Source organism: Deinococcus hopiensis KR-140 (assembly GCF_900176165.1).
In the GTDB taxonomy this organism is placed as follows: domain Bacteria; phylum Deinococcota; class Deinococci; order Deinococcales; family Deinococcaceae; genus Deinococcus; species Deinococcus hopiensis.
Window position 1 is genome coordinate 2,487,548 of the sequence record NZ_FWWU01000009.1, and the last position, 25,736, is coordinate 2,513,283.

At 67.2% G+C, this 25,736-nt stretch carries 23 protein-coding genes and 4 tRNA genes; 16 read left to right on the forward strand and 11 right to left on the reverse strand.

The window, feature by feature from the left end:
• Positions 1-47 precede the first annotated feature (47 nt).
• The 3 genes from B9A95_RS25460 (at position 48) to B9A95_RS25470 (ending at position 3,259) form a co-directional block, all read left to right on the forward strand.
• Positions 48-632 carry a YcjF family protein gene (locus B9A95_RS25460; protein ID WP_084049817.1) on the forward strand — a complete coding sequence of 195 codons (585 nt, stop codon included), beginning with the start codon at positions 48-50 and terminating at the stop codon, positions 630-632.
• Between the two features lie 610 nt (positions 633-1,242).
• Positions 1,243-1,458: a hypothetical protein gene (locus tag B9A95_RS25465; protein WP_084049818.1), complete on the forward strand. Its 216-nt coding sequence runs from the start codon at positions 1,243-1,245 to the stop codon at positions 1,456-1,458.
• Positions 1,459-1,744: 286 nt separating this feature from the next.
• Positions 1,745-3,259, forward strand: a complete 1,515-nt coding sequence (locus B9A95_RS25470) for a glycine--tRNA ligase (RefSeq protein WP_084049819.1) — start codon at positions 1,745-1,747, stop codon at positions 3,257-3,259.
• 62 nt (positions 3,260-3,321) lie between these two features.
• Here the strand turns inward: B9A95_RS25470 and B9A95_RS25475 are convergent, their stop codons facing one another.
• The 3 genes from B9A95_RS25475 to B9A95_RS25485 are packed head-to-tail and all read right to left on the reverse strand — an operon-like array spanning position 3,322 to position 5,270.
• Positions 3,322-4,062, reverse strand: a complete 741-nt coding sequence (locus tag B9A95_RS25475) for a hypothetical protein (RefSeq protein ID WP_139806986.1) — start codon at positions 4,060-4,062, stop codon at positions 3,322-3,324.
• Positions 4,063-4,066: 4 nt separating this feature from the next.
• Complete coding sequence (locus tag B9A95_RS25480; protein ID WP_084049820.1) at positions 4,067-4,687, reverse strand: mismatch-specific DNA-glycosylase; 621 nt, start codon at positions 4,685-4,687, stop codon at positions 4,067-4,069.
• Entirely contained in the window at positions 4,674-5,270 is a 597-nt protein-coding gene (locus tag B9A95_RS25485; protein ID WP_084049821.1) for a sulfite oxidase-like oxidoreductase, read from the reverse strand. The genes B9A95_RS25480 and B9A95_RS25485 overlap by 14 nt, the downstream gene beginning before the upstream one ends.
• Positions 5,271-5,479: 209 nt before the next feature.
• On the opposite strand from B9A95_RS25485, the gene B9A95_RS25490 reads away from it, so the two are divergent.
• Positions 5,480-6,400, forward strand: coding sequence for a DUF4032 domain-containing protein (locus B9A95_RS25490; protein ID WP_084049822.1), 921 nt, complete (start codon positions 5,480-5,482; stop codon positions 6,398-6,400).
• Positions 6,401-6,847: 447 nt separating this feature from the next.
• On the opposite strand, the gene B9A95_RS32715 is transcribed toward B9A95_RS25490, so the two are convergent.
• The 3 genes from B9A95_RS32715 to B9A95_RS25500 all read right to left on the reverse strand — a co-directional run bounded on the left by B9A95_RS32715 (position 6,848) and on the right by B9A95_RS25500 (position 9,307).
• Positions 6,848-7,045, reverse strand: a complete 198-nt coding sequence (locus B9A95_RS32715; protein WP_139806987.1) for a hypothetical protein — start codon at positions 7,043-7,045, stop codon at positions 6,848-6,850.
• Between the two features lie 664 nt (positions 7,046-7,709).
• Entirely contained in the window at positions 7,710-9,050 is a 1,341-nt protein-coding gene (locus B9A95_RS25495) for a M17 family metallopeptidase (protein WP_084049823.1), read from the reverse strand.
• Between the two features lie 47 nt (positions 9,051-9,097).
• On the reverse strand, positions 9,098-9,307 hold the full coding sequence (locus tag B9A95_RS25500; RefSeq protein WP_084049824.1) for a hypothetical protein: 210 nt from the start codon (positions 9,305-9,307) through the stop codon (positions 9,098-9,100).
• Positions 9,308-9,352: 45 nt separating this feature from the next.
• Here B9A95_RS25500 and B9A95_RS25505 point away from each other — a divergent pair, with 45 nt between their 5' ends.
• Positions 9,353-9,685, forward strand: coding sequence for an Asp23/Gls24 family envelope stress response protein (locus B9A95_RS25505; RefSeq protein WP_084049825.1), 333 nt, complete (start codon positions 9,353-9,355; stop codon positions 9,683-9,685).
• Between the two features lie 37 nt (positions 9,686-9,722).
• Positions 9,723-11,294: a DAK2 domain-containing protein gene (locus B9A95_RS25510; protein ID WP_084050976.1), complete on the forward strand. Its 1,572-nt coding sequence runs from the start codon at positions 9,723-9,725 to the stop codon at positions 11,292-11,294.
• A gap of 40 nt (positions 11,295-11,334) precedes the next feature.
• Here B9A95_RS25510 and B9A95_RS25515 read toward each other — a convergent pair whose 3' ends face one another.
• The 5 genes from B9A95_RS25515 to B9A95_RS25535 form a co-directional block, all read right to left on the reverse strand.
• On the reverse strand, positions 11,335-12,717 hold the full coding sequence (locus B9A95_RS25515; protein ID WP_084049826.1) for a diguanylate cyclase domain-containing protein: 1,383 nt from the start codon (positions 12,715-12,717) through the stop codon (positions 11,335-11,337).
• A 3-nt stretch (positions 12,718-12,720) separates the two neighbouring features.
• On the reverse strand, positions 12,721-13,218 hold the full coding sequence (locus B9A95_RS25520; RefSeq protein ID WP_084049827.1) for a response regulator: 498 nt from the start codon (positions 13,216-13,218) through the stop codon (positions 12,721-12,723).
• The gene (locus B9A95_RS25525) at positions 13,215-15,242 is read right to left on the reverse strand and encodes a PAS domain-containing sensor histidine kinase (RefSeq protein WP_084049828.1); all 2,028 of its coding nucleotides are present in this window, start codon (positions 15,240-15,242) and stop codon (positions 13,215-13,217) included. The genes B9A95_RS25520 and B9A95_RS25525 overlap by 4 nt, the downstream gene beginning before the upstream one ends.
• 54 nt (positions 15,243-15,296) lie before the next feature.
• Positions 15,297-17,387, reverse strand: coding sequence for a sensor histidine kinase (locus B9A95_RS25530; protein WP_084049829.1), 2,091 nt, complete (start codon positions 17,385-17,387; stop codon positions 15,297-15,299).
• Between the two features lie 141 nt (positions 17,388-17,528).
• Entirely contained in the window at positions 17,529-20,252 is a 2,724-nt protein-coding gene (locus B9A95_RS25535; protein WP_084050977.1) for a PAS domain S-box protein, read from the reverse strand.
• A 734-nt stretch (positions 20,253-20,986) separates the two neighbouring features.
• Here B9A95_RS25535 and B9A95_RS34170 point away from each other — a divergent pair.
• The 10 genes from B9A95_RS34170 to B9A95_RS25555 all read left to right on the forward strand — a co-directional run bounded on the left by B9A95_RS34170 (position 20,987) and on the right by B9A95_RS25555 (position 25,527).
• A tRNA-OTHER gene (locus B9A95_RS34170) sits at positions 20,987-21,128 on the forward strand.
• Positions 21,129-21,142: 14 nt separating this feature from the next.
• Positions 21,143-21,270: transfer RNA gene (locus B9A95_RS34175), tRNA-OTHER, on the forward strand.
• 79 nt (positions 21,271-21,349) lie between these two features.
• Positions 21,350-21,480: transfer RNA gene (locus B9A95_RS34180), tRNA-OTHER, on the forward strand.
• Positions 21,481-21,501: 21 nt separating this feature from the next.
• Positions 21,502-21,574, forward strand: a tRNA-Arg gene (locus B9A95_RS25540).
• Positions 21,575-21,660: 86 nt separating this feature from the next.
• On the forward strand, positions 21,661-22,017 hold the full coding sequence (locus tag B9A95_RS35755; protein WP_245808484.1) for a hypothetical protein: 357 nt from the start codon (positions 21,661-21,663) through the stop codon (positions 22,015-22,017).
• Between the two features lie 15 nt (positions 22,018-22,032).
• Entirely contained in the window at positions 22,033-22,785 is a 753-nt protein-coding gene (locus B9A95_RS35760) for a TROVE domain-containing protein (protein WP_245808485.1), read from the forward strand.
• Positions 22,782-23,057: a hypothetical protein gene (locus B9A95_RS35765; RefSeq protein ID WP_245808486.1), complete on the forward strand. Its 276-nt coding sequence runs from the start codon at positions 22,782-22,784 to the stop codon at positions 23,055-23,057. Before B9A95_RS35760 ends, B9A95_RS35765 begins: the two co-directional genes overlap by 4 nt.
• Complete coding sequence (locus tag B9A95_RS35770; RefSeq protein ID WP_245808487.1) at positions 23,041-23,265, forward strand: hypothetical protein; 225 nt, start codon at positions 23,041-23,043, stop codon at positions 23,263-23,265. The genes B9A95_RS35765 and B9A95_RS35770 overlap by 17 nt, the downstream gene beginning before the upstream one ends.
• 77 nt (positions 23,266-23,342) lie before the next feature.
• Positions 23,343-24,644 carry a UDP-N-acetylmuramoyl-tripeptide--D-alanyl-D-alanine ligase gene (gene murF / locus B9A95_RS25550; RefSeq protein WP_084049830.1) on the forward strand — a complete coding sequence of 434 codons (1,302 nt, stop codon included), beginning with the start codon at positions 23,343-23,345 and terminating at the stop codon, positions 24,642-24,644.
• Positions 24,645-24,759: 115 nt separating this feature from the next.
• Positions 24,760-25,527: a hypothetical protein gene (locus tag B9A95_RS25555; RefSeq protein WP_084049831.1), complete on the forward strand. Its 768-nt coding sequence runs from the start codon at positions 24,760-24,762 to the stop codon at positions 25,525-25,527.
• The last annotated feature ends 209 nt before the right edge of the window (positions 25,528-25,736 follow it).

Below are 25,736 nucleotides of genomic sequence, written 5' to 3' on the forward strand. Positions count from 1 at the left end.
TAAGCCGTTCCTCACGTGTTTCCGCTGCGCAGGGGTACACTCGCCCCATGCTGCCCCCCCTTGTCAAGCAGGTGCTCGACAACTTCAATTTCGACGTGGACCCGGAGCTCTCCACGCAGGAGAACGCCGACGAGGTGATCAAGAGCGCCGCCCTCCTGGCGGGCGCGATTGCCGTCGAGCCGATTCCCTTCGCCGACATGCTGCTCATCACCCCCGTGCAGGTCAAGATGGTGCTGCACGTCGGCAAAATCTACGGCTTCGAGATCACGCCCGAACGCGCCCGTGAAATCACCCAGGAACTCGGCGCGACCGTGGCCTACGGCATGCTGGCCCGGCAGGTCATGCGCGGCCTCGCCAAACTGGCGCTGCCGGTCATCGGCGGTCTGATCACTGCGCCCGCCGTGTACGGCTGGACCTACGCGCTGGGGCGGGTGGCGCAAAACCACTTTGAGCGCAAACGGCAGGGACTCCCCGACAGCCGCCGCGAGCAGGTCAAGGTGGTGCAGGAGGCCAAGGGCCAGGCCAAGCGGGTGCTGCCCTCCACGCAGGACTTCAGTGACCTGGCCGCCGAGTTGCGCCGCCGCGCTGAGGAAAAACAGAAGAATCAGAGCGGTCCACGAGACCTGAATTGACCGGGGACAGGCAGCCTGGATCAATGGCCCCTTTGGGGTGGGCAAGGCGCAGACCGCCTTTGCCTGCGTCGCCGCCTGGCCAGCAGTTTCGTGTGGCCCGGAGCAGGCAGGCTTCGGGCAGTTGTCCGAATGGCGCTGCGCGCGGAAGGGCACCCCTCACGGCGCCATTCTCCCCCATGCGCATTCAGGTTCGCGCGCCGGGGGCGGTCAAAAAGAAGTCCGCACGTTGACCACTGCGCTAAACCCCACAGTCTCCCCCAGCTTGTGGGGAGACAGCCGAACGTTGGGAGGACGGGCAAACCTGTGCGGGGTGGACGCCCGGCATCCACCATGCGCCTCCCCATGCCCGTCCGCCTGCGCCGATCTGCCGCCACATTCCTTTTCTTGCTGGTGGCCCTGACCTCCCCGCCACGGCCCAGGCCGCCGAATGGCGTTTCGGGGTGCAGGCCGGGGGCGATTTCGCTTTCGGTGGGACGCTGGGGGGAGCACGTCGGCGCCCAGGGGAGGATGAACCGCCCGGGTACCCTGAACCTGCGGGGTCTGCTGGAGGGCAAGGTGCTTTTGAACCGCGCGCCCAACACCCGGCTGGACCTGACGTTGTTGGGAAGCCGTGGAGCGTTGTCCTGCGGCGGCCTGGGCTCGGGCGCGTCCTGTTCGGCTTCGCCGGTACTGGCGGGGGCTTCCCCTGATTGCGTATTCGCCGCTGATTCTGGCGAACGTCTGCGGCGCCGTGGGGTACGACTTCGGCGGCACGCGGGTAGAAGGTGCGGTGCGGCTGGGCGCGGCTTCAGGCATGGAGGTGCGGGCCAGCTTCCCCATCCGCTGAGCGGCGACCCTTGACCCTCCGCCCCAGCCTGCGGCACACTACCTCCAGCATTGATCCGCAGGAGTACCGCGTAAAGCGCCCATGAGCGAGCCTGTGACGGTGAGAGTCAGGCGGGGCCAGCAGCGACGGGAAGGGCGGCGGGGAGCTGAACGATACAAAAGTGCCAGCGTTCGCAGACCGTGATGCTGGAACTGGGGTGGAACCGCGTAGCACTGTCTGCGTCCCCAGACGAGCCGGGAAAAGGCCGTCTGGGGACGTTCTTTTCTGGCTCAGGAAAGGAGCAGAGATGCCCGCAACCTCGATGGAAGAGCTCGTCTCCCTTTGCAAGCGCCGCGGCTTTATTTTTCAGGGCTCGGAGATCTACGGCGGCCTCCAGGGCTTCTACGACTACGGCCCCCTGGGCGTGGAGCTGAAAAACAACATCAAGGCCGCGTGGTGGCGCACGAATGTCTACGAGCGCGACGACATGGAGGGCCTGGACGCCTCCATCATCATGCACCGCCTCGTGCTGAGGCACTCAGGCCACGAGGCCACTTTCAGCGATCCCATGGTGGACAACCGCAAGACCAAGAAGCGGTATCGCCTCGATCACCTCGTGAAAGACCAGAAGGCGGACGTCCAGGCCCGAGTGGCCGAGGGCATGGGCGAGAACGTGGAGAACTTCCCCGCGCTGGTGGCGGCGCTGGTCAAGCAACCGGCCCGCGCGTCCGGGGCCCTGATTGCGGCGGGCGTGCGCGATCCCTTCTCCGGCGAGGTGGGCGACTGGACCGAGCCCAAACCCTTCAACATGATGTTCAAGACCACCATCGGCCCCACCGCTGACGAGGACTCTTACGGCTACCTGCGGCCCGAGACAGCGCAGGGGATCTTTACCAACTTCAAGAACGTGGTGGATTCCACCAGCCGCCGCCTTCCCTTCGGGATCGCGCAGATCGGCAAGGCATTTCGCAACGAGATCACGCCCCGCAACTTCATCTTCCGCGTGCGCGAGCTGGAACAGATGGAAATCGAGTTCTTCTGCGCGCCCGGCACCGATGAGGAATGGCACCAGCACTGGCTGGACGCCCGCCTCGCGTGGTGGGAAGCGCAGGGCGTGCCCCGCGAGAAGATTCAGATTCTGGATGTACCGAAAGAAGACCTCGCGCACTACTCCAAGCGCACCTACGATCTGATGTACGACTACCCCACCCTGGGGCACGAGGAAATCGAGGGCATCGCCAACCGCAGCGACTACGACCTGGGCAGCCACACCAAGGCGCAGGGAGAACTGGGACTGGTGGCGAAGGTAGACGAGAACACCGACTCCATCGCCAAACTGACCATCCCCCACCCCGAGACGAACAAGCCCGTGGTGCCCTTCGTGATTGAGCCCTCGGCAGGGGTGGACCGGGCGATGCTGGCCGTGCTGAGCGAGGCGTTCACCAAGGAGACGCTGGAGAACGGCTCAGAGCGCATTGTCCTTAAGCTCAGGCCCCACCTCGCGCCCATCAAGGTGGCCGTGATCCCGCTGGCCCGCAACCGCGAGGAAATCACCGCGGTGGCCCGCGCGATCAAGGCGGACCTTCAGAAGCTCGGCCTGGGCCGGGTGCTGTACGAGGACAGCGGCAACATCGGCAAGGCCTACCGCCGTCACGACGAGGTGGGCACGCCCTACTGCGTCACCGTGGACTTCGACACCGTGGGCAAGGGTGAGGACGCTTCCCTGACCGATACCGTGACCGTCCGCGACCGCGACACCCTCGCGCAGGAGCGGGTAAAGATCAGCGAACTGGCGGGGTGGATTCAGGGGCGACTGAGGTAAGGGAGAGGCCGTCAGCAAAACAAAGGGCCTCCCCTTTCCGGGAGGCCCTTTTCTCCTTCCCCCTACTCCTCGCCTTCCCGGTACTTGCTTTCCAGGTAGCGGCGCTGGGCGGTCAGGGTGCGGACGTGCTGGGCCTGGCGCTCCTGCACCACCTCGCGCATCCGCCCCCCGATCAGGTCCAGTTGCTCCAGAAACAGGCGGTCCGTTTCCGGGGTGCGGCGACCCGACTGGTAGGTGTGCAGCAGTTCGGGCAGGTCTTCCCGCGCGGCCTGCCGGGCATCGTGCGTGTCGCGGCCAAAGGCGGCGTCGCCAGCGGTGACGCGCAGCGCGTCGCGGGTGGCGATCACGGTGGCGTGGAGCGCGGCGCGTCCGGGGGCGGGCAATGCCCGCTCGCCCGCGCGCAGCAGGGCCAGCAGCCCGGCCTCGTCCTCGCGAATGGAGGGCGGCGTGGGCACGTCCTGTGGGGCTGACTCCGGGGGGGCCCGCAGCACCTGCGACGCCCGGCGGCCAAACCAGGCGGCCACCACCAGGGCCAGGATCAGCACCAGTCCCATGAGCCAGCCTGCAATGGCGTTGCCGCCAGCCAGCAAAATTCCCAGGCCGAGCAGCAGTCCCGCGAACACGGCAAAGGCCAGCACGCCCAGCAGGAGCAGACCGCCCAGGCTCAGCGCCCGCTGTCCCAGGTCCATGCCCCGGCGCAGGGCCTGTTCGGCGCGTTGGGTGGGCGATGAAGAGCCCCGGTCCCAGGGGTCCGGAACGCCAGGAAGACGGGAGCCAGAACGGGGAGGCGTGGGCAGAGCCATACGTTCAGGGTACGCGCCCCGCACGCCCCGCGTTCCCGCCTGCCTCACCGTCTGGCTCCTTCGCCCGCTTTTCCCGGAACCGCGCCGCCAGCGCCTGCCAGGGCTCCAGCCGAAAATGGTTGTGCCCCAGCGGACTTGTGGACGGCAGCACCCAGACCTCCGCGCCTTCCAGCGGCAGAAGCTGCGGGCCGTAGGGCAGTTTGCCCGTCGGCAGCCCCAGCGTCTCCGAGGCCCCACGTTTGCTCGTAAACGCGACGATGGCCGGGCGATAGCGCCGCACCTTCTCGCGCAGTTCGTCGGGAGCCCAGGCCTCGGTGGGCAGCGCGGCGTCCACCCCGCTGTGCCGCTTCGCCACATCGGTGAGGCCGATGCCGTACTCGGGGAGCGTGGGGTACTCACGCGGGGCAAGCTGCCGGGGAGTTAGCCCCACCTCGCGCAGCACCCGCCAGAACTTGTTCTCGGGATTGGCGTAATACGCCCGGGCCCGCGCGCTGATCTTGCTTGGCGCCGTCCCGACGAGCACCAGCGTCAGCCCTTCCCGCAACACATCGGGAACGAGGTAACCCTGCTCCTCCCCGGTTGGCCGATCGTCGCTGGCCGCTGACGGCCCCTCAGTCGTCGTCATACCGCTCTTCCCGAAAGGGATCGCCCCGCATGTGGTACCCGTTGCGCTCCCAGAAGCCGGGACGGTCCGCATCCATGAACTCCAGGCCCGTCAGCCACTTGGCACTCTTCCAGAAATACAGGTGCGGCACCACCATGCGTAGCGGTCCGCCGTGTTCGGCGGCCAGGGGCCCGTCATTGAAGGTGTGGGCGATCAGGTTCTCGGGCCGGGTGAAATCGTCGAGTCGAAGGTTGGTGGTGTAGCCGCCCACCGAGTGCTGCATCACGTGCGTCGCGCCAGGCTTCAGGCGAATGTGCTCCATCAGGTCCACCACGCGCACGCCCGTCCAGGTGGTGTCGAATTTGCTCCAGTGGGTCACGCAGTGGATGTCGTAGGTCAGCGTGGTTTGCGGCAAAGCGAGCAGGTCCGTCCAGGTAAAGGTGTGCTCCTCGGCCAGGCCCAAGATGCGGACGACCACTTCCTCCGGCGCGTACTGCTGCGAGGGGCCGTAGGTCAGTACCGGGAAACGGGTGGTGAGCGTCTGGCCCGGGGGCACACGCCCGCCCATATCGTCCGCCGGTTTCTTGAAGAATTTGCCGAGCATAACGTCATTTCACGCCACGAGGCGGGAAGGACGATAGAGCAACTGCCACCTTCAACACGCTTCCTAAAGGTTTGCTGTAGGTCTCCGTCGCGCCGCGGGACAACTGTAAGACGGCGCGGCTCTTATCCTGTTCTCAAGGTCGGAGCGTTCTTCATACCTCTCCGCCCTCACGCTGCTCCGGCCTCCTTTCCTCCCGAGGAGTCCCCAGCATGTACGAGAAACACCAGGCCCAGCACGAAGTCGAACGCGCCCGCCGCAAGGGAGACCTTCACGGGTTACTGGCCCTCCTGCGCCGCCAACCGAACGACCTGCTGCCCTTCTCGTGGGTGCAGCACCTCGCGCCCGAGGGCGAACACGCGCTCGGCGTCCAGCCCATCGCGGTGGACAAGATCATCGGCTCGGTGGACCGTTACCGCGAGTTCGACCGCCACTACCTGCCGCGCGAGGCCCACCTCGACGAGCGCTGGATCGGGGTGCGCGCTGCACAGCTGCAGGGCAAGGAACTGCCTCCCATTCAGGTGTACAAGGTGGGCGAGCTGTACTTCGTCAAGGACGGCAACCACCGCGTCTCGGTGGCACGGCGGCAGGGCCAGGCGTACATCGACGCGCACGTGATTGAGCTGCACGTGACCGTCGCCCCCGACGAACACGACACGCTGCGGGACCTGATTATCAAGGGTGAGTACGCCCGTTTTCTGCGCGAGACCTGCCTGAACGTGGTGGCGCCCGGACACCGGGAAATTCTGTTCACCACACCGGGACGCTACGACCGCCTCTTGGAGCACATCCGCACCCGGCAGTACTACCTCGACCGTAAGCCAGGGCGCGAAGGGCAGCCGCCCGTGACCTGGGAAGAGGCTGTGGAAAGCTGGTACCGCCGCCTGTACCTGCGGGTGGTGGAGAACCTCGACCGCAACGACGTGATGGGCCGCTTTCCAGGCCGCACCGAGGCGGACCTGTACCTGTGGATCATGGACCACCGCTACTTCCTGACGCAGCAGTCGGGGCATGACGTGGGCAGTGAGGCCGCCACCCGTGATTTCTGCGCCCACCACGCGCCGCCCCTGTACAAGCGCGTGGGGCAGCGGGTACGCCTGATCTGGGGCGGAAGGCAGCATCTGGCAGGGTAAGGGGCTTTGGAGCAGGGGTCATAAAGACATTGAAGAATAAGCATGTCGGAACCAGGCGTGGATGTCCTGCGCACGAAGGGCCTGCAAAGCGGCTCCGGGAGCAGAGAGCAGGCCGTCCGTTGTTCGCCGGGGCTTTGCTCTTACGGCCGCTTTGACCTTTGGCGCGCATCCGTTCAATGGCATTAAAGTTCAGACTCCAGGCTGGAAGGAACAAGGGCCGACACCCCTGTACCTCAATGCTCACCGGAACCGACGCCCGATGATGAGAAGACAGCTTGTCCACGACAACGACCTGTCAGGCAGGTCAGGTGGCGGACGTCCCATTCGCATGCTGGACCGTGGACCGCCCCGGTCAAGGCGAACGGGACCATGGGTCCCGTTCGTTGTAGTGCGCAGATCCACGTCTGGCTGCGTCCGTGATTCCCGGAAATATGGCCCTGGGCTCACTCAGAACGGTGAGCAGGTGCGTACCCCCACGTCATTGCCGTGTGAAGACCACGCCCGTTCAGGAAGACCGGCTTGTTCTGCACGCGTGACATCCGGCGCCGAGTCATGGAGAAACGGCTCTCTCCGCTCTTCAATTCGTTCGCACGCGGCCAGCGTTTTTTTACGGGTGATGTGGTGCTTGCGGAACACCCGGTCCACACTTTAGAGCATTTGTCCGAATTATGCCGCGTGTGGAAGGGCACTCCTCCCGGCTACATTCCTCCAAATGCGCATTTAACTTCGCTTGCTGGGCTGGGTCAAAAAAAATTCTCTTTTTGACAAATGCGCTGAAGCTGTCCTTCAGTCTCGTCGCTTCTTCGAGCATGCTCGACCAACGCCGCGTCCCGATGCGCTCCGAGTTGTTTCAACAGCCGCTGTTCGTGCAGGGGTGCGGCACGTGGAGGACGTTAAGAAGGCCGGCCAACCCCATGCAGCGCTCCAAGGCGCTGCCTTTCCAGATCCTTATCAGCGGTTTCGGCGCGCCCTCGGTACAACCGGGCGACGTCTCGCCGGGTCTGTCCTCCCTCTGCCACCACCATTCTCGCAACTCCAGACGGCACCCTCGCCCGCCGACTGGCTTCATGGCACAATGACAAACGCACGAGGCCACTGAACCTTTAACCGTTCGCCACCGGCCGAGGAATGAAAGGGATGGGGAGGCTTCTCCCTCGCCCGCTTCCCGCGTCACCCCCTCCCTGGGCCAGGCCCCCATCCTACAGGGCTTTGCAAGTCTGCCCCGCAGCTCTACGCGTCTTTCCAGCGGAGAGGGTCAACCTGCCCGTCCACCTCCGGGCGGTTTCCGCACTGCCGAAGACAGCGGGTATCAGCCCCGGCCCAGCACGTACTCCACCAGCGTCCCCACGCCCCAGCCAGTGCCGTGGTTGCCCTCCATCGCGTTTCCGGCGATATCGAGGTGCGCCCAGGGCCGGGTCACAAATTCACGCAGGAAGAGCGCCGCCTTGATGCTGCCGCCCGCCGGAACCATGTCCGAGTTGCGCAGGTCCGCCAGCGTCTCCTTCTGAAAGGCCTTGAGGTACGGGACGTGCAGCGGCATCTCCCACATAAACTCGCCGGACGCCTCGGCTCCAGCCTTCAAGCGGGCGGCGAGTTCGGGAGAGGTGCTGTAGAGGGCTGCCACATCGCTGCCGAGCGCCACCACCTTTGCGCCCGTGAGCGTTGCCACGTCCACCACCTCGGTGGCGCCCTCGTCGCAGGCCATGGTCAGGGCGTCCGCCAGGATCAGGCGGCCCTCGGCGTCGGTGTTCACCACCTCCACGGTCTTGCCGTTGGCGGCGCGGTAGATGTCGCCGGGGCGCATGGCGTTCGGCCCCACCATGTTCTCGGCGGTGGGCACGTAGGCGCGCACCTCCACCCCCTCCGGGATCAGATTACGGGCCTCAGCCAGCGCCCGCATGGCTCCCAGCACCGCGGCGGCCCCGCCCATATCGCCCTTCATGGTGGTCATTCCGGCGGCGGGCTTGATGGAATAGCCTCCCGTGTCGAAGGTCACGCCCTTGCCCACCAACGCCAGGACGTACCGCACTTCGCCCCGGGCGGGCAGGGTCACGCGAATCAACCGGGGACCCGTCACGCTGCCCGCGGCCACCGCCGCGAGCAGGCCCATCCCGCGCGCCTCGATCTCTGCGCTGTCCCACACGTCCACGTCGGCGTCCAGCGCCTCCAGCGTGCGGGCCTGCCGGGCCAGGGTGGCGGGGTTGAGTTCGTTGGCGGGGGCGTTCACCAGTTCGCGGGCAAAGCGGATACCTCCCGCCAGCGCTTCCACCCGCGCGAAATCGGCTCCGTGCAGGCCCTCCACCGAAAAGGCGCTGGGGCCGGGCCGAGCTTCCGAGCGGTAGCGCGCGTCGCGGTGGCCGCTGACAATCAGCGACAGGGCCAACGCCGCCGCGTATTCGGTGGCCTCCACCTGAACGCTGTGAACTTCGAGATCGGTGGCGAGTTTGACGAGCGCCTGGCCGAGCTCGCGCGCCTCAGCTGCGTGGGCTGGAGGCAGCGCCACAGCGATGTCACCTTCCATGCCGCGCGCAAGGAGGCGCACCCGCCCGGGTTTGAGGTCCCGGACCACTTGCGGGGGCAGGCCCGGCTGGTCCTCCTTCAGGAACGTGAGGGTCAGCCCCGGGGTGTCGAGCACCGTGGTGAGTTGCATAGGCCGCAGTAGATCACGGCTGGAGAAGGCCAGCCGGCCAGGTGCCGTCAGAGTCCAGGGAACGGCTCCACGCGCCACTGCGTAACCGCGAGCTTATCCTGTACGGTCTGGGCTGTCAGCGCTTGCCCCCGGGCCGCTCGCGCATAGGGCGGCCGCCCGTCTCCGCACCGCCGCCCGCCCCGGTTCAGCAGTGGCGCGTTTGGCGCCGACAGCGGCAGCGCTTCGCGCAACAGTCCGCGCGAAGCTTCGTCAGGCATCCCCAATTCTGTCCCCTCGGCCCGCCGGGTATACTTCGCCTTACTGTGACTGGCTCCATTGTGATCACCGAGGCGGCGCTCGCCTCGCTTATAGGGCTGACCGCCCACGAGATTCCGGGCGTCGTGGGGATGGCCCCCGCGAACCTGAAAGAGGGGCTGTCACGCGTGCTGGGCCGCGCCAATGCCCGCGAGGGCGTCGTGGTCACGCGCGAAGAGGGCGGCTACGCGGCCGACCTGTACGTGGTGGTGGCCTACGGGGTCAGCATTCCCACCGTTGCCCGCAACATCAAGGACCGGGTGGAACACACTGTGAAGACGCAGGCCGGAACTGAACTGAAGGCCACCCGCGTGCATGCCGTGGGGGTGCAACGTGCCTGAACACATGAGCACCCTCAAACCCGCCGATCTCGCCCGCATGCTGCGCGTGGCGACGGACTGGCTGGGCGTGTACCGCGAGCAGGTCAATGCGCTCAACGTGTATCCCGTTCCCGACGGCGACACCGGGACCAACATGCACCTCACCATGCAGTCGGTACGGCGCGAACTCGACACCTGCGACGAGCGCAGCATGCCCTCGGTGGCGCGGGCCATCAGCTACGGGGCCCTGCTGGGTGCACGCGGCAACAGCGGCGTGATCCTGTCGCAACTCCTCAAGGGCTTTGCCGAAGCGGTGCGGAACGTCGCGGCAGTGGACGCGGACACGCTCGCCGCCGCCTTTCGCGCCGCCCAGAAAACCGGCTACGGCGCGGTAATGAAGCCGGTGGAGGGCACCATTCTCACCGTCGCGCGGGGTGTGGCGGACGGCGCGAATGGCCCCCGCGAACGCGAGACGGTAGACGCTGTGCTGGAACAGGCCCTCTTTGAAGGCCAAAGGCTGCTGGACCAGACGCCCGACATGCTCCCAGCGCTCAAGCAGGCGGGCGTGATCGACTCAGGCGGGCAGGGTTACCTGTACCTCGTGCAGGGAATGCTCGCCGCGCTGCGGGGCGACGCGCTGCCCGAAGCGCCCGAGATCACCTCCTATGCCCAGCAGCAGTTTGAGAACGAGGAGTTCGGCTACTGCACCGAGTTCCTCATGAGCGAGGCCACCAAGCCTATTGAGGAGATCCGCGAACTGGTGACGCCGTTCGGCGACAGCCTGCTTGTGGTGGGCGCGGAGGGCTACGTCAAGGGTCACATTCACACCAACGAGCCTGATGCGTTGCTGGCGACTGTGGGCCGCTACGGACGGATGCTGAAAACCAAAGTCGAGGACATGTCCGAGCAGCACACCGAGATTCTGGGCATGGCGGGCGCCGCGGCACGGGCCGAGGAGGAGGTGCCGCCCTCGGGCCTGGTGGCGGTGGCGAGCGGGTACGGACTGGTCAAGCTGTTCCGCTCGCTGGGGGCGCGCATCGTCTCCGGTGGACAGACAGCCAACCCCTCGGTACAGGACATCGTGGACGCAGTCAGATCGGTCAGCGCCGAGAAGGTCTTGATCTTACCCAACAACAAGAACGTGCTGATGGCCGCCGAGAAGGCGATGGAACTGATGGAGGGCCGCGCCGTGGTGGTGCCCACCCGCACGCTGGGCCAGGGCATGGGCGCTGCCCTCGCCTTTCAGGCGGACGGGGACGCGGAGGAACTGAAAGCCGCGATGGAGCAAGCCGCCGCGAACGTGACCACCCTGGAAGTCACGCGGGCGAGCCGCACGACGAACATCACGACCAAGGAAGGCGTGACGCTCGATATCTCGGAAGGCGACGTGATTGGCCTGCGCGACGACGAGTTGGTGCAGGCGGGCGGCACGCCGGAAGAGAGCGTGCTGGAGATGTTGCGCGGGGCCTACAGCGCCCAGGAGATCATCACGGTGTTCGGCGGCCCGCAAAAGACCCCGGAAGACCTGGAAGCGTTGAGTGAACAGATCGGTGACGCTTTCCCCGAGGCCGAGGTGGAGGCGCACCCCGGTGGGCCGGACCTGTACGATTACCTCGTGACGCTGGAATAACACGTTCAAGCGGCACCGGGCGGGGCGGGGGACGAAACGGTTACCCCCGCCCCGCCCGGTGCTCCAGCTTTTCCCGGTACATGCGCTCGTCGCTCAGGCGCAGCAGTTCGCCCACCGTCTGGGCCTCCTCGGGAAAGGCGGCGATGCCCGCGCTGACGTCTCCTTGCGGAAAACCAGCCGCCCGCACCTCGTCCACCGCTACCCGGACCCGGCGCAGCACGGCCCCGAAGCCGGAGGGGCCGGTGTGGCTCAGGATCGCCGCGAATTCGTCGCCGCCAAAGCGGTAGAACTGGTCTTCCCGGCGCAGCCCGGCGCGCATCCTGGCGGCAAAAGTCTGCAGGAATTCGTCGCCGCGCGCGTGGCCCTCGTGGTCGTTGACGGCCTTGAGCCCGTCGAGGTCAAAGGACACCACGCTCACGGGGTACTTGTGGCGCGAGGCGCTGTTGAGCGCCGCGTCGAGCGCCTCGTCGAATGCGCGGCGGTTGCCCAGGCCCGTCAGGCCGTCGGTCAGGGCGGCGGCCGCGAGCAGCTCAATGCTGTGGCGGCGCTCCAGGGCCACGCCGATGCTGCGTCCCCCCGCCTCCAGCAATCGGCGCTCGTGGTCCGTCCAGGCGCCGCGCATCCGCCGCAGGGCCGACAGGACGTATCCCTTGCCGTTGACCTCCAGCGGCAGGTGCGCCAGGCTACGAACCCCACACTGTTTGTAGACCGGAAGAACATCGGGGTTGCCGGGGACGTCTTCGATATACAGGGGGCGCTTCCCCCGCACCGCCTGCCAGAACAGCGCCAAAGAGAAGGGCAAACCCACCCGGCGGTATTCCGAGAATTCGTCGTCACACGGCCCGTACTGGTGCAGCAAAAATGCCTGGTCCTCCCGAATTTCCCATAGCAGCGAAGTGTCGATCCCCACGGCCCCCGCCAGCAGGGCCGAAGCGTCGTGCATCGCGTCCTCGGCGCTGCCCGACTGCTCCAGGGTGGTCGAGAGCGTAAAGAGCGTCTCGGCCTCCTGCCGGGCCTGCTCGACCTCACGCAGCAGCCGCGCGCGTTCCAGGGCGTAGCGCAGCGAGCGCTCCAGCACGGTGGTGCTGAGTTCACTCTTGACCAGGTAATCGGAGGCCCCGAGCCGCATGGCCGCCAGGTCCACCTCACGGTCGTCGAGCCCAGTCAGCAAAATCGCCGGGGCCGGGCATCCCGAAGCCCGAAGCTGCTCCAGCACGTCCAGACCGCTCTGGGCTCCCAGGCGGTAATCCACCAGGTACACGTCGTGCACGTCCGTCTGTATTTCCTGGGCCGCTGCGTCAGCGCTGTCGGCCCACCCCACACGGCAGGTCCAGCCCTGGATGCGCCGCAGCAGGTCGCCCGTCAGGATAAAGTCGTCCTCGTCGTCGTCGACGATCAGGACGCGCAGCTCCGGAGCGGCCATGCGTCAGTCCTCCTGCCCGGTGTCCGGCAACTGCACGATCTCGATCCAGTAACGGCCCAAGTCCCGCATCACGTCCACGAGGCCGGCGAAGGTCACGGGTTTGCTGACAAACGAGTTCACACCCAGGTCGTAGCTCCGGATGATGTCCTCCTGGGCGCTGGAGGTCGTCAGGACAATCACCGGAATGGAACGCAACCGGGGATCACTCTTGATCTCGGCCAGCGCCTCGCGGCCATCCTTGCGCGGCATGTTCAGGTCGAGCAAGATCAGCCCCGGCCTCGGCGCGCTGCCGGGCGCCGCGTACTTGCCGCGCCGCTTGAGGTAATCCATCAGTTCCTCACCGTCTTCCACGCAGCGAAAGTTGTTCAGGACCCGGCTTTCCACCAGCGCGTCTTCCGCAAACATGCGGTCGTCCTCGTCGTCGTCGGCCATCAGGATGGTGATGGGCTGACGCGACTGGGCAGCGCGCTGGTGACGGGGGTCCTCGGGTGGGATGGTCATGGGATCGTTCCTCCGGATGGTGGGGGGTTCAGGGGCAGGCTGACCACAAAGGTCGACCCTTCTCCAGGCAGACTACGGGCGGTCACGCTCCCCCCGTGCCGCTCCGCAATTTTGCGGCAGATCGTCAGTCCCATGCCCGTGCCCTCATAGGCGCTGCGGCCATGCAGGCGCTGAAACGGCGTAAAAATACGGTCGAGGTACTTCTCGTCGAAGCCCAGCCCATTGTCCTTCACCGCGATCCGGCAGGTCTCCCCGTCCACCTCGGCCCCCACCTCGATCACGGGCAGCACCCCCTCGCGGCGGAACTTCAGCGCGTTACCGATCATGTTCTGCAGCATCTGCCCGAGTTGCGTGGGGTCTCCAGCGACGACGGGCAGCGCTCCCACCCGTACCTCGGCCCCCTGGCGCTCAATCTGCACTTCCAGATCCGACAGCACCCCCCGCGTGATCTCCTGCAGGTCCACCGGCACGAAGGGCTGCGCCCGGGTGGTCACCCGAGAGAGTGTCAGCAGATCGTTGATCAGCAGCTGCATCCGCGCCGCTGCCGACTGCATGCGCTCCAGGTAATCCCGGCCCTCGTCGCCCAGCGCGGGCGCGTAGCGGGACTTGAGCCGGTCGGCAAATGCCTGGACCTTGCGCAGCGGCTCCTGAAGATCGTGGGAGGCCACGTAGGCAAAGTCCTGCAACTCACGGTTGCTGAGCTCCAGCTGCCGGGCGAACGTCCGCAGGGCCGCCTCGCTCTCGGCCAGGGCCCGGGTGCGGCGTTCGACCCGACGTTCCAGGTCGTTGTTCAGATCACGGATGGCCTGCTCGGCGCGTTTGCGTTCGCTGATGTCGGTGCCCGTCACTACCGCCGCCACGCAGCGCCCATCTGGCCCGCGAATCGGCGCGGCCGAGAATGACGCGCGGCGCAGGGTGCCGTCGGGGCGCAGCACGTCGATTTCCTCCTCCGTGACGACTTCGCCCGTCTCGATGGCCCGGGCCAGCGGCCACTCATGCGGCTTAACAGGACGCCCGTCCGGATAAAAACCATGGTATTCCACATACCCGTCGATCTCGGCGGCAGGCAAGAAAGCGTGCCCCCACAGCTGGCGAATACCCTCGTTGCCCAGCAGCAGACGGCCCGAGGGCACCTCGGCCAGCCACACGGCGTTGGGCATCTGCTGCAGCACCTCCTGCAGCAGGGTCCGTTCGGCCTGCACCTGCTCCAGCAGGGCCTGCCGCTCCTGCTCGGCCCCTTTACGGGCGGTGATGTCCACCATCACGCCGTCCAGCCACGGTACGCCCTCGGCGGCGAATCCGGCGGTGCCGCCCCGCTCGTACACCCAGCGGACGTCGCCCGAGCGGTGCTGCAGGCGGTATTCCAGCTCGTAGTTCTGCCCCGCCTGGACGGCGCGGTTCACCTCTTCTTCCACGCGCTCCACGTCGTCGGGGTGGATGATGCCCGCGAAGGTCCGCCCGCCGGGAGCCATGAAGTCCTGGGCGGGGTAACCGGTCAGTTCCTCGACGCGCTCGGAAATAAACACCATGGTCCAGTCGGCGTCGCATGCGCAGCGGTACACCACGCCCGGCACGTTGGCGACCAGCGAGCGAAAACGCTGTTCGCGCTCGGCACTCTCCGAGAGGGCGCGCTTCTGATCGTGAATGTCCGTGCAGGTGCCAATCCACTTGATGATGTTCCCGTTTCCGTTCCGCAGGGGACGGGCCCGGCCCAGATGCCAGCGGTAGGTGTTGTCGGCGGCACGGAGAAACCGGTACTCGATCTCATACGCCTTCCCCGTCTCGACGGCATGCTGCCAGCGGTCCAGGCAGAGCTGCAGGTCGTCGGGGTGCAGGACCGGGGCCCACCCCCAGCCCTGGGTCTCCTCCAGGGTCAGCCCGGTGTACTCAAACCACGGACCGTTGTAATAGTCCAGCCCGCCGTCAGGGTCCGCCGTCCAGACGATCTGGGGCATCACCTCGGCCAGGGCCTGGAAGTCGAGGGGGTCTTGCAATGGAGAAAGCCCAGGGTCAAACAAAGACATGACGGTTCACCTCGGTGGAGCGGGGGAGCAGAACCCGTGGAGGGGTGAATGGCCTCACGCTGTCCCCTCCTCGGAACGGACGGGGGTAAGCGGCAGGGTCAGCTCAAAAGTGCTGCCCTTGCCCTCCACGCCCGTGGCCGTGAGGGTACCGCCGTGCCGTTCCACAATCCGGCGGCAGATCGCCAGCCCGATTCCGGTACCCTCGTACTGGCCCCGTCCATGCAGGCGCTGAAACGGCTGAAAGATCCGCTCGGCGTGCTCGGGCGCGAAGCCAATCCCGTTGTCGCGCACGAGCAGGCGCACCGTGCCCGGGGCGGACGCGACCGGCGTGACCTGCACGCGGGGCGCCACACCCTCGCGGTGGTATTTCAGGGCGTTGCCCACCAGGTTTTGCAGCAGCTGCCGCAGCTGGGTGGGATCTGCCGACACCGTGGGCAGGGGCGCGTGTTCTATCCGGCCGCCTGTGCGGGCCACCTGGTCTTCCAGGTCCTCGGTCACCTGAGCCAGCAGCTTGTCCAGCGGCACCAGCTGGAAGTTTTGCCCACGCGTGGACACCCGCGAGAGGGACAGCAGGTCCTGAATCAGGCGCTGCATCCGCTCCGCTGCCGCCAGCATGCGTTCCAGCGACTGACGGCCTCCCTCGCTGAGCCGCTCCCCGTCCAAGCCCTGCAGGCGGCTGCCGAAGGCCAGAACCTTACGCACCGGTTCCTGAAGGTCGTGCGAGGCCACCGAGGCGAACTCCTGCAACTCACGGTTGCTGCGTTCCAATTGCGCCGAAAGCTGCTTCAGCTCCAGGTGGGCCCGGCGCCTCTCGGTCATGTCCTGAAGTTGCAGGATCAGCTGTTGCAGGTGTCCTTCTCTGTCACGGACGACCGAGGTATGAATCTGCAACCAAAGCGCTGTGCCGTCCGGGCGGACATAGGGCTGCTCTCCATCGGCACTCTCCCCGGCGTTCCATTCCACTGGCCCCAGCACCTCGCCGAGGGGCAGACCCAGCACCCCCGATGCCTCAATCCCCAGGATGCGGCTGGCAGCAGGATTAATCCGCTCCAGACGCCCAGCGGCCCCAACCATCAGCTCGCCCAGCGGAGCATGCCGCATCGCCTCGTTCAACCGGGCCTCGCTCTCCCGCAGGGCCTGGGCGTTCCGGGTACGTTCCAGCGCGAGGCCGATGGTGGCGGCCGCGCGGCGGGCCAGTTCCAGCTCACCCGGCTGCCAGGGCTTTCCGGGCGCACGCGTGAAGCCGAGGGTTCCCACCACCCGCCCTCCCGCCTCCAGGATCGGTTCCAATGCCGCCGCGAAGGGGAGGCCCTCGAGAGACAGGTCACCGGCCCCCTGGCCATACTGCTGGGTGTACTGCGCCTGCCCGCTTTCCACCGCCCGGCGCAACATGGGCGTGCGCTCCAGCGGGGAGCCCTCACCCGACAGCATCGCCAGCGTAGCGGGGTGCACCCGGCCCCACGAACTCCAGAGTCTGGCCCGCCCGCCTTCAACCTGCGCCGCTACGATTTCGTCCACCTCCAGCACCGGGCCCAGTTGGGCCAAGGCCAGCTCCGCCACTTCACGGGGGTCATGGGCCGCCTGCAGGGCGTCGCTCAGCCCCGCCAGAAATTCGGCGCGGGTCACCGCCGCCGTCATGGCCACGTTGATCTGTTCCAACCGCACCTGATGCTCACGCAGCGTCCGCTCGGCGTTGAGCAGCGCTGAGATTCGGGGAACCAGGGGCGGCAGCGCCAGGGCGGTCGCCACCGAAACGGTGGCGGTCAGTGCCCGGATATAGCCGTCGAACCAGAACACCGGGATGTAACGCACCAGGACGTGCGTCAGGTGGGTCACTCCGCAAGCGACGATGAACAGCCCGAAGGCCAGCACCACCCAGTCGAAGGGCAGGGCCGCGCGGTTGCGGTAGACGACGTAGCTCAGGACGCTGGAAATGGCGGCGTAGGAGAGGCCAATCAGGAGGTCCGAGCCCACGCGCAGGGTGACCAGTGCGGCCGGCCAACCCGCGTCGTGACGCTCGGCCACGAAGGGAGCGGTACGAAACAGATTTGCCAGCACCCCGGGCCACAGCAGGGGCAGGCACAACCCGGCAACGGCGATGGCCAGGGTTCGGAGGAAGGTCGAACGCTGAGGACTCAAGAGCATGGAGACTCCTAGGAGGTGTGCGGTTTTCCTTTGGGGGACGCGGCCTGATCTCAGCGCTGGCGGGCGGCGGGCCGTGGACAACCGGCAAAGGCCCGAGCTGTTCGAGCAAGGCTCAGTCTAGAAAACCCGGACTTTCAAGGATCACACAACGCCCCGGGCCCCGTTCGTCCCCGGCAGCGCCGTCTCCCCCGTCTCACCCTCTCCGCTCAGCACGCCTTCCGCTCTGAAGAGGCTCAGGAAGGCCTCCACGACGTCCCGGTCGAGCAGGCTTCCCGCCTCACGCCGCAGCTGCTCGGCCGCCGCCTCGTGGGACCAGGCTGGCTTGTAGGGCCGCTCGCTGGTGAGGGCGTCGTAAACGTCCACCACCGCGAAGACCCGGGCCACCAGCGGAATGGCCTCGCCCGCCAGTCCCGCCGGATACCCGCTGCCGTTCCAGCGCTCCTGGTGGTAAAGCACGATGTCGAGGGTGGCGGGGGGCAACGAGGGAATGTGGTGCAGCATCTCGAAGCCGATGGTCGGATGACGGCGGATCACGGCCCACTCCTCGGGGGTGAGCCTGCCCGGCTTGAGCAGAATTTCGTCGGGAATGGCAACCTTGCCGGTGTCGTGCAGGAAAGCCCCCCAGCGCAGGGCGTCGAGTTCGGGAGCAGCGAGGCCGAGGGTCTGGCCCAGGCGCTCGCTGAGGGCCACCACGCGGTCGGTGTGGCCCTTGGTCTCGTAGTCGCGGTACTCCAGCGCCAGTCCCAGCGCCCGGAGCGTCTCTTCCCGGGAGGTTCCCAGCAGTTGCAGGTGTTCGTGCCGTTCAAGCGCATGCCCGAGGCGCGCAGCGACGCTCCGGAGCAGCTGCTGGGTCTGGGCGCTGGGCTGCACCGGGCGGTCGGCACCAAAGGTCAGGATGCCGGTCAGCGTGCCCTGCTGCGTGATGGGCAGAACGCAAAAGGAGGCCCATAGGCCGGGCCCCGCCTCACCCGGTACGCTGAAATAGGCCTCGGAACGTTCCAGCGCCCGCTGAACCCGGTGGGCAAAGGGCAAGGTGCGGTTGGCTTCAATCTGTGCCAGCGACAGGGACGGGGCCTCCCCACCCAGCAGGCTCAGCAGAATCTCGTCCCCCCGGCAGTCGAAGGCGTAGGCCGAGTCGTATTCGGTAAGGGCCAGACAACGGTTCAGGGCCTCGCGCGTCAGGTCCAGCGGATGACGCAGCTGTTCGAGCGACACGTTGAATTCCAGCAGGTGGTGGTACCGTTCGAGCTGCGCCTTGAGTTGCAACTCGGCCTGCTTGCGCGCCTCGATGTCGCGGGACGCGCTGATCCAGGCCGTGACCTGCCCGCTTGCGGGATCGAGGATGGACCGGAAGGTGGTCTCTACCCACACGGGCGATCCGTCCTTGCGGCGCAGGCGGTACTCCAGCCGTTGGGTTTGTGCCTCCGGGTCGCACAGTTGCTCGAAGCCACCCCGAAACATGTCCAGATCCTCTTCGTACACGAAGCGCAGGGGGTAGGGGCCCAGGAGTTCCTCCGCGCTGTACCCCAGCAGGTCCGACGCGGAGGGCGAGACGTATTCGACGTCACCCTCCAGGGTGTACTGGCAGACCATGTCCGTCGCGTGGTCCGCCAGCCGCCGGAAGTTGCGCCCACTGAGTTCGAGGGCCCCCACGAACTCTTCTCGGGCCGCCTGGGCCTCCTGACGCACCGTCACGTCCCGGGAATTGACCAGCACGCTGGGACCATACTGGGGATGCGCGAAGACCGAGCCCAGGCTCTCCAGCCAGACCCAGTGACCGTCCCGGTGCCGGAACCGCAAGGTGGCCGAGATGGTGCTGGCCCCCGCCACCAGTTTCGCCAAGGCCTGGCTGACTCCCCCGTGGTCGCCCGGATGAATCAGCTCAAAGACGTGCTGGCCCAGCAGCTCGTCCGACGAATACCCCAGAATCCGCTGAATGGAGCCGCTCTCATAGCGGATGACCGCCTGGCCGTCGAGTACGGTCACAATGTCCGAACTGTTGCGCCCGATGGCGCTCAGCCAGGCCTGCTGGCGCTGCAGCTCGTCGTGCAGCAGGCCACGTTCCAGCGAGGCCGCGTACAGGGTGGCCGTCCGCTGAAGAAACGCACGATCCTGCGGGCCAAAGGCCTGGTCTGCTCCGAACGTCAGCTCCAAGCGTCCCCTGGGCACCCCGCCCAGCAACAGGGGCACAGCGGCCCACCCACAACGAAAGGTGGCCTCCCCCGTTCTCCACACCTGATCCCCGCCTGCGTCCTCGCCGGGCGAGCCGCCCTCCTGCCCTCCCAGGACACCGCTGCGGCGGACCAGTTGCAGACCGTCTCCCTGCGCGTCCAGCAGGCGGACGACGCCCGCCACCGCTCCCAGCCGCTGCAGGCCGGTGGTCAGCATGGCGGACACCATCTCCTCGACGCCCTGCGTTCCGGCCAGCAGTTCGGCGAGTTGCCCCAGCACGGCCTCGCCATCGTCCCAGGGACCGGGAACGGGAGTGAGGGCAAGCAGGAGCGCCCCGACGCCCGGATCGTCCAGCAGGTGGGTCAGGCGGCCCGTGACCCACCGCCACGGGCCGTCTGCACGCCGAACCCGAAAGGCTGGAAGCGGCTGGGTCTGTCCCGGCTGCACCCCGCGGAAGGCGGAAACCAGGCCAGGCCAGTCTTGTCCGTGCGTGAACTCGCCCGCCGCCCTTCCCACCAGGGCTCCCGGCGCGTGGCCCGTCACCGCCGTTACGGCCGCGTTGGCAAACAGGACGTTGCCCCGCGCACCGAGCAGCAGGGTCGGTTCGGGCGAAGGGCCTGCCACACGGCTCAGCAGCTCAAACCCCGGTAGGGCCGAGCGGGCGGGAAATTCGGGGCTTGGAAGTCGCGTCATGGTTTCGTACCAGATCACCCGCTTGCAAAGAGGCCAGAGGCAGAGACCCGGGGCAGTCGGGGCAGGCCGCACCCGCCATCATGCCCCCGTCCTTCTCTCCGGACTCTTACCGTATTCCCCCACATCCTTTCAGCCACCACCTCGCAGAAAAGTGAAACCTGTTCCCCTTGAGGGAAGACATCTGACGCGGATGAGAATATGTAGGGCTACAAACAGTTTGGTCGCATCACTATAAACGCTGCGTCTCGGCGCACCCGTACGGAACATTCGTTAGGCACCGTCTCCGCCACATGGCCCATGCGTCCGCCTCCAGGGGCCTCTACACTTCTGAGCAGGTGAACGCGTGACCCAGCGCGTTTCTGCGCTGGGCCAATGGCGCTGGGTTCTTCCCTTTTCGGGAGCGCTCAATCCCAGCGCCGTTCCTTGTCTGGCCTTTCTTCACGCCCTCGGGGGCCGGGCTGTGAGGAGCGTAGCGCCGCACAGCCTTAACCCGTACGTGCAGGTTTCGTCTAGCAGCAAGACGCTCCGCAACCAGCGGAGAGATGGCGGTGCGACTTCGACCAGCCTGCTCCAGCTCCTGTGGGCAAAGCAATACCTTTGCGGTGGGTGTTTCAACCCCTCGGCGTTCCTTGCCCGGCGGCCACCGCCGAAATCCGAGGGTGATCGGTGAACCGTGGTTCGACTCCAGACACCCATCCTTTGTTCATTTTTCACCCGGCATTCGGGTATATCTGCGGCGGGTAGCTCAGCCGGTAGCGCAATTGATTTATTGACTTCCCGGAAGGGCGTCTGCGCGTGTCCTCTTGCCCGGTTTCAGGCCACCAGCGCACGGTTACCTGGATCAATGGGCCGCGGGTTTGAGTCCCGCCCCGCCACACCCTCAAGTTGTGGGAATGGTCGTCTAACGGCAGGACAGGAAAAACGCCTTTCCGCACCCCTTGCCCGCCCGTGCGGTGGGCCGAGGCAGGAAGGTTATCCCTCCACGGTCCATATGCGGGTTCGAGTCCCGCCCATTCCCCTCCCCTTTCCCCTCTCCCGTGGGAGCGGCAGGGTTCGGGTCCCACCCGCTCCCCTCCCTTTCGCCCTCACCCCTCATGGGAACGGTAGCTCAGCGGCCAGAGCGCTTGGCCTGACCACCCCCCCCTCGCCCTCCCCAGCGGACGGGCCGAAGGTTCAGGCTGATCGACTACGGACCGAGAGATCACGGGTTCGAGTCCCGTCCGTTCCCCCTCCCCCCTTTTTTGTGCATGAAACGGTAGCCCAGTTGGATAGAGCGCCCGGCTACGAACCGGGAGGCCGCAGGTTCAAGTCTGCCCGTTTCACCGCACGGCATGCCCCATGCCCTGCCGCCGCTGACGAACCCAGCGCCGCTCGCGATTCACTCCCTTGAAAGGAGGGCCGATTCCCCATGAAGAACCTCCTGAACGCCGTGAACCCCAAGAACCGAAAGCAGACCGAACGTCTGAACTCGCGTCAAGTTCCAAACAACGCGGGCGGATTCGCGTATGCCCTCTCGAACGAGGGCCGCCTGACCCGCTTTCTGGTGCTGGGCACCGAGAGCGGTACGTTCTATGCGGGTGAGCGGGCGCAGACCCTGCAGGCGACAGATTTTGTGCGGGAACTCGTGCAGCGGGACGCAGCCACGGCGCTGCGGGTAACGCTGGAGGTGGTGCGCGGCCGTACGCCGAAGACGGACCCGGCCTTGCTGGTCCTCGCGCTGATCGCCAAGACCGCGCCGGACGTGGCCCACCGTCAGGCCGCGTGAAGTGCGCTGCCTGAGGTGGCGCGCACGGGCACGATGCTGCACTTCCTCGCGTTCGCGGACGCGCTGGGTGGCTGGGGTCGCCTGACCCGCCGGGGTGTAGCGAAGGTGTACGAGACCCTGCCCGTAGACCGCCTTGCCGTATGGGCCGTGAAGTACAAGGCCCGCGACGGCTGGACCCAGCGCGACGCCCTGCGCCTCGCCCACCCGAAGACAGACGACGTCACGCGCAACGCGGTGCTGAAGTTCATGGCGAGCGGCACGCTGGACAATTCCGCTCTGGAAGGGGCGACGGACACCGCCCTGCACGTAATCGAGGGCCACCTGCTCGCGCTGAAGGCAGGCGGCGACCTGGAGGCGGCGGGACTGATGCGCGAATACGGCCTGCCCACCGAGGCAGTGCCCACCCACGTGCCCGGTCCTGAGGTCTACCGGGCCGCGATGAACACGCACGGCCTGAACTGGCTGCTGCGCAACCTCGGCAACCTGGGACGCGTGGGCGTGCTGAGCGTGAATGACCGTCAGGTGACGAAAGCCGTGGTGGAGCGCCTGACCGACCCGGCCGCCCTGAAGCGGGGCCGCATCCACCCGCTGGACGCGCTGAAAGCCCGCCTGGTGTACAGCCAAGGGCACGGCGTGAAGGGCACGGGCGAGTGGGTACCTGTGCGAAGGTGGTGGACGCGCTGGAAGACGCCTTTTACGCCGCCTTCGGCAGTGTGCGTCCGGCGGGCACGCGTCACCTGCTCGCGCTCGATGTGTCGGGCAGCATGACCTGGGGTACGGTGGCGAGCACGCCCAGCCTGACGCCCAACATGGCCGCCGCGGCCATGGGCGTGGTGGCCCTGCGCACCGAGCCGGAGGCGCTGACGATGGGCTTTGCGGACCAGTTCCGCCCTCTGGGCATCACCCCGAAGGACACGCTCGGCGGCGCGATGCGCAAAGCCCAGGCCGCTTCCTTCGGCGCGACCGACTGTGCCCAGCCTATGCTCTGGGCCGCTTCGGCGCGCGTGCAGGTGGACACCTTCTGTGGTCTACACCGATAACGAAACCTGGGCGGGTCAGGTCCACCCCACGGTGGCGCTGGACGCGTACCGCCAGAAGATGGGGATAGAGTCGCGCCTAATCGTGGTGGGCCTTACGGCGACGGGCTTTACCATCGCGGACCCCCACCGCAGCGACATGCTTGACGTGGTGGGCTTCGACGCGGCAGCCCCGAACGTGATGGCAGCGTTCGCGCGGGGCGAAGTGTAGGGGCTGCGTCCGCACATGGCAAAAGGCAGAGGGGGAGGAAAAGCCCTCTGCCTTTTGCCTTCTGCTACCTTCCCCCCATGCTCGACCCCCACGGCTCCCTGCCCTTTCCCGCCACCGTTCATCCGGAGGCCCGCCCCGCCACCCGCCTGACCTGGGATTCGCGTGAGGCGGGGCCCGATGTGGCTTTTGTGGCGCTGCCCGGCGAAAAGATGCACGGCAACCGCTTCGTGGAAGCGGCGCTCGCGGCGGGCGCGCCCTTCGTGCTCACCGATCTGGACGTGGAACGGGCGGTGCGGGTGCCCCGCCACGAGGGCACTGGCGCGCGTGAAGCGCTGTTCGCCTGGGCGCGGCATGAGCGGGCGAACAGTTCCCTGGTCGTGGGCATCACGGGCAGCGTGGGCAAGACGACCGCCAAGAGCTACGCGGCGGCAGCTCTGAAAGCCCACTTCATGCCGGTGTACAACACCCTGCCCGCCATCGCCTGCTTTCTGATCGAATTCGGGCGCAGCGGCGCTCCCCTCGTCGTGGAAATGGGCATCGACCGGGCAGGCGAGATGGCCGAACTGGTAGGCCTGGTGCGGCCCGACGTCGGCGTCGTCACCAGCGTGGGCGAGGCGCACCTGGAACAGCTCGGCAGCGTGGAGGGCGTGGCGCGAGAAAAGGGCGGAATCCTGCTGGGGAGCCGTGGCCTGGTGGGGGCGCAGGCCGCCCCCTTCTATCCCGGGGTGGACACCTACGGCTTTGGAGAGGGCGTCACCTTCGCGGGACAGGGGTTGGACCTCACGCCCGAGCGCGCCACCTTCACCTTCAGCGGCATCCACGTCACGCTCCCGCACGCCTCGCACGTGCAGGCGGAAGCGGCGGTGCTGGCCCTGACCCTCGCGCTGGAGGCCCGGGTGCCCCTGGACGAGGCGGCGGCGCGTCTGGGTCAGGTGCAGGTGCCGGGCGGCCGGTACCGGGTCCATCCGGGGCGCTTCACGGTGATCGACGACGCCTACAACGCCTCGCCATTGGCCGTGAAGGCGGCGCTGGACGCCCTCTCCGGTTTTCCAGGACGCCGCATCAGCGTGCTGGGCCGGATGCTGGAACTGGGCGAGGCCGAGCGTGAACTCCACGCGGAGGTGGGGACGCAGGCGCGTGCGCAAGCAGACCTGACCTACGGGGTCGGGGCCTTCGCCCCCGAACTCGGGGAACGGGCGTACGCCACGGTGCCGGACCTGCTTGCAGACCTGCTTGCGGAGGTGCGTGACGGAGACGTGGTGCTCGTCAAAGCCAGCCGGGGCATCTCGTGGACGCCGGAACAACGGGCCCAGGAGGGCGTGGGGCTGGACACGGTGGTGGCGTCGCTGCTGGAGAAGCGGTCAGCGGTGGGAACTTAGCGCCCCATTCCACGAAGCCAGGTCCGCCCTGCAAACAGCCCGGGGCGGGGAGCGCGGCCAGCGCTGCGCCTCGTCCCTCACGCCCCTCAGCTGCCCCTCCGGGACAATAGGGAGGATGCAACGTTGTGCCCTCCCTGTGGTTCTCGGCCCGTTCCTGCTCGCGGCCTGCGCGCCGGGCCCGGCCCGTGTGGAAAGCGCCACAGCGACTTCCGCGCCGGTGGTCGCCGCGTCAACCCTTGAGGCGGCCTTCTCCCCGGAAGGGGTGGCCTGGGTCGAGGGGGGGCAGGCGTGCGTGGCCCGCGTTCCGTCCTACCGCCCCGTGTGCCCAAAGTTGCCGGGCCGGGCGGTGGGGGTGGCCTGGAACGGCGGGGACGCCTGGACCGCCTTGCCAAACGTGGGGCTCCTGATCACGCTGGACCGGGCGGCGAGGACGGTGGCGGCCGGACGGGTGGTGGCCCTCTCCGCCACGCGCGCCTACCGCGAGGACGGCAGCGCCGTGACCTACAGCGGCGCGGCGGCGCAGGGGGTGGCGGGAGCTCCCGCCGCTGCGCTGACCGGGGGAAACGGGCAGGATTACGTCCTGCTGGCAGGTGCGCTGCGCCGAGTGGAAGACGGGCAGATCCTGGAGACGCGGGCGGGCCCGCGCCTCGAAGAGACGCCAGGCGGTGTACGCTCGACCACCCTGCCCCAGGTCACAGCGCTCTCCGGTACCTACCGCCTGACGGGAACGGCCCTGCAGCGCTTGGACGCGGCGGGGCGCGTGGTGGCGGACGTACCCCACGAACCGGGCCGGGTTGGATTGATTGGGCCAGACGTGGTGACCGTGACCTCCGGCGGGACGGTGCGGGCGTTTGGGCTGGACCTGCGCCCCCTCTCGCCGTAACGGGGATCTGCCGCTTCCCCAACGTGCTTCTGGCCCACCCACAGGGCTCCAAAGGGAGCGGCCTTCCGCGTTATACCGACAGACCGTGCAACAACGCTGGATTCTGCCCTTAAGAGTCTTTAAAGTATGTACGGACCCTAAGAGTTCCGTCTGGAGTGGACTGTATCTCATGAGAAGTCTCTGCGCCGCAGCGTCCTGTTCCCTACCTC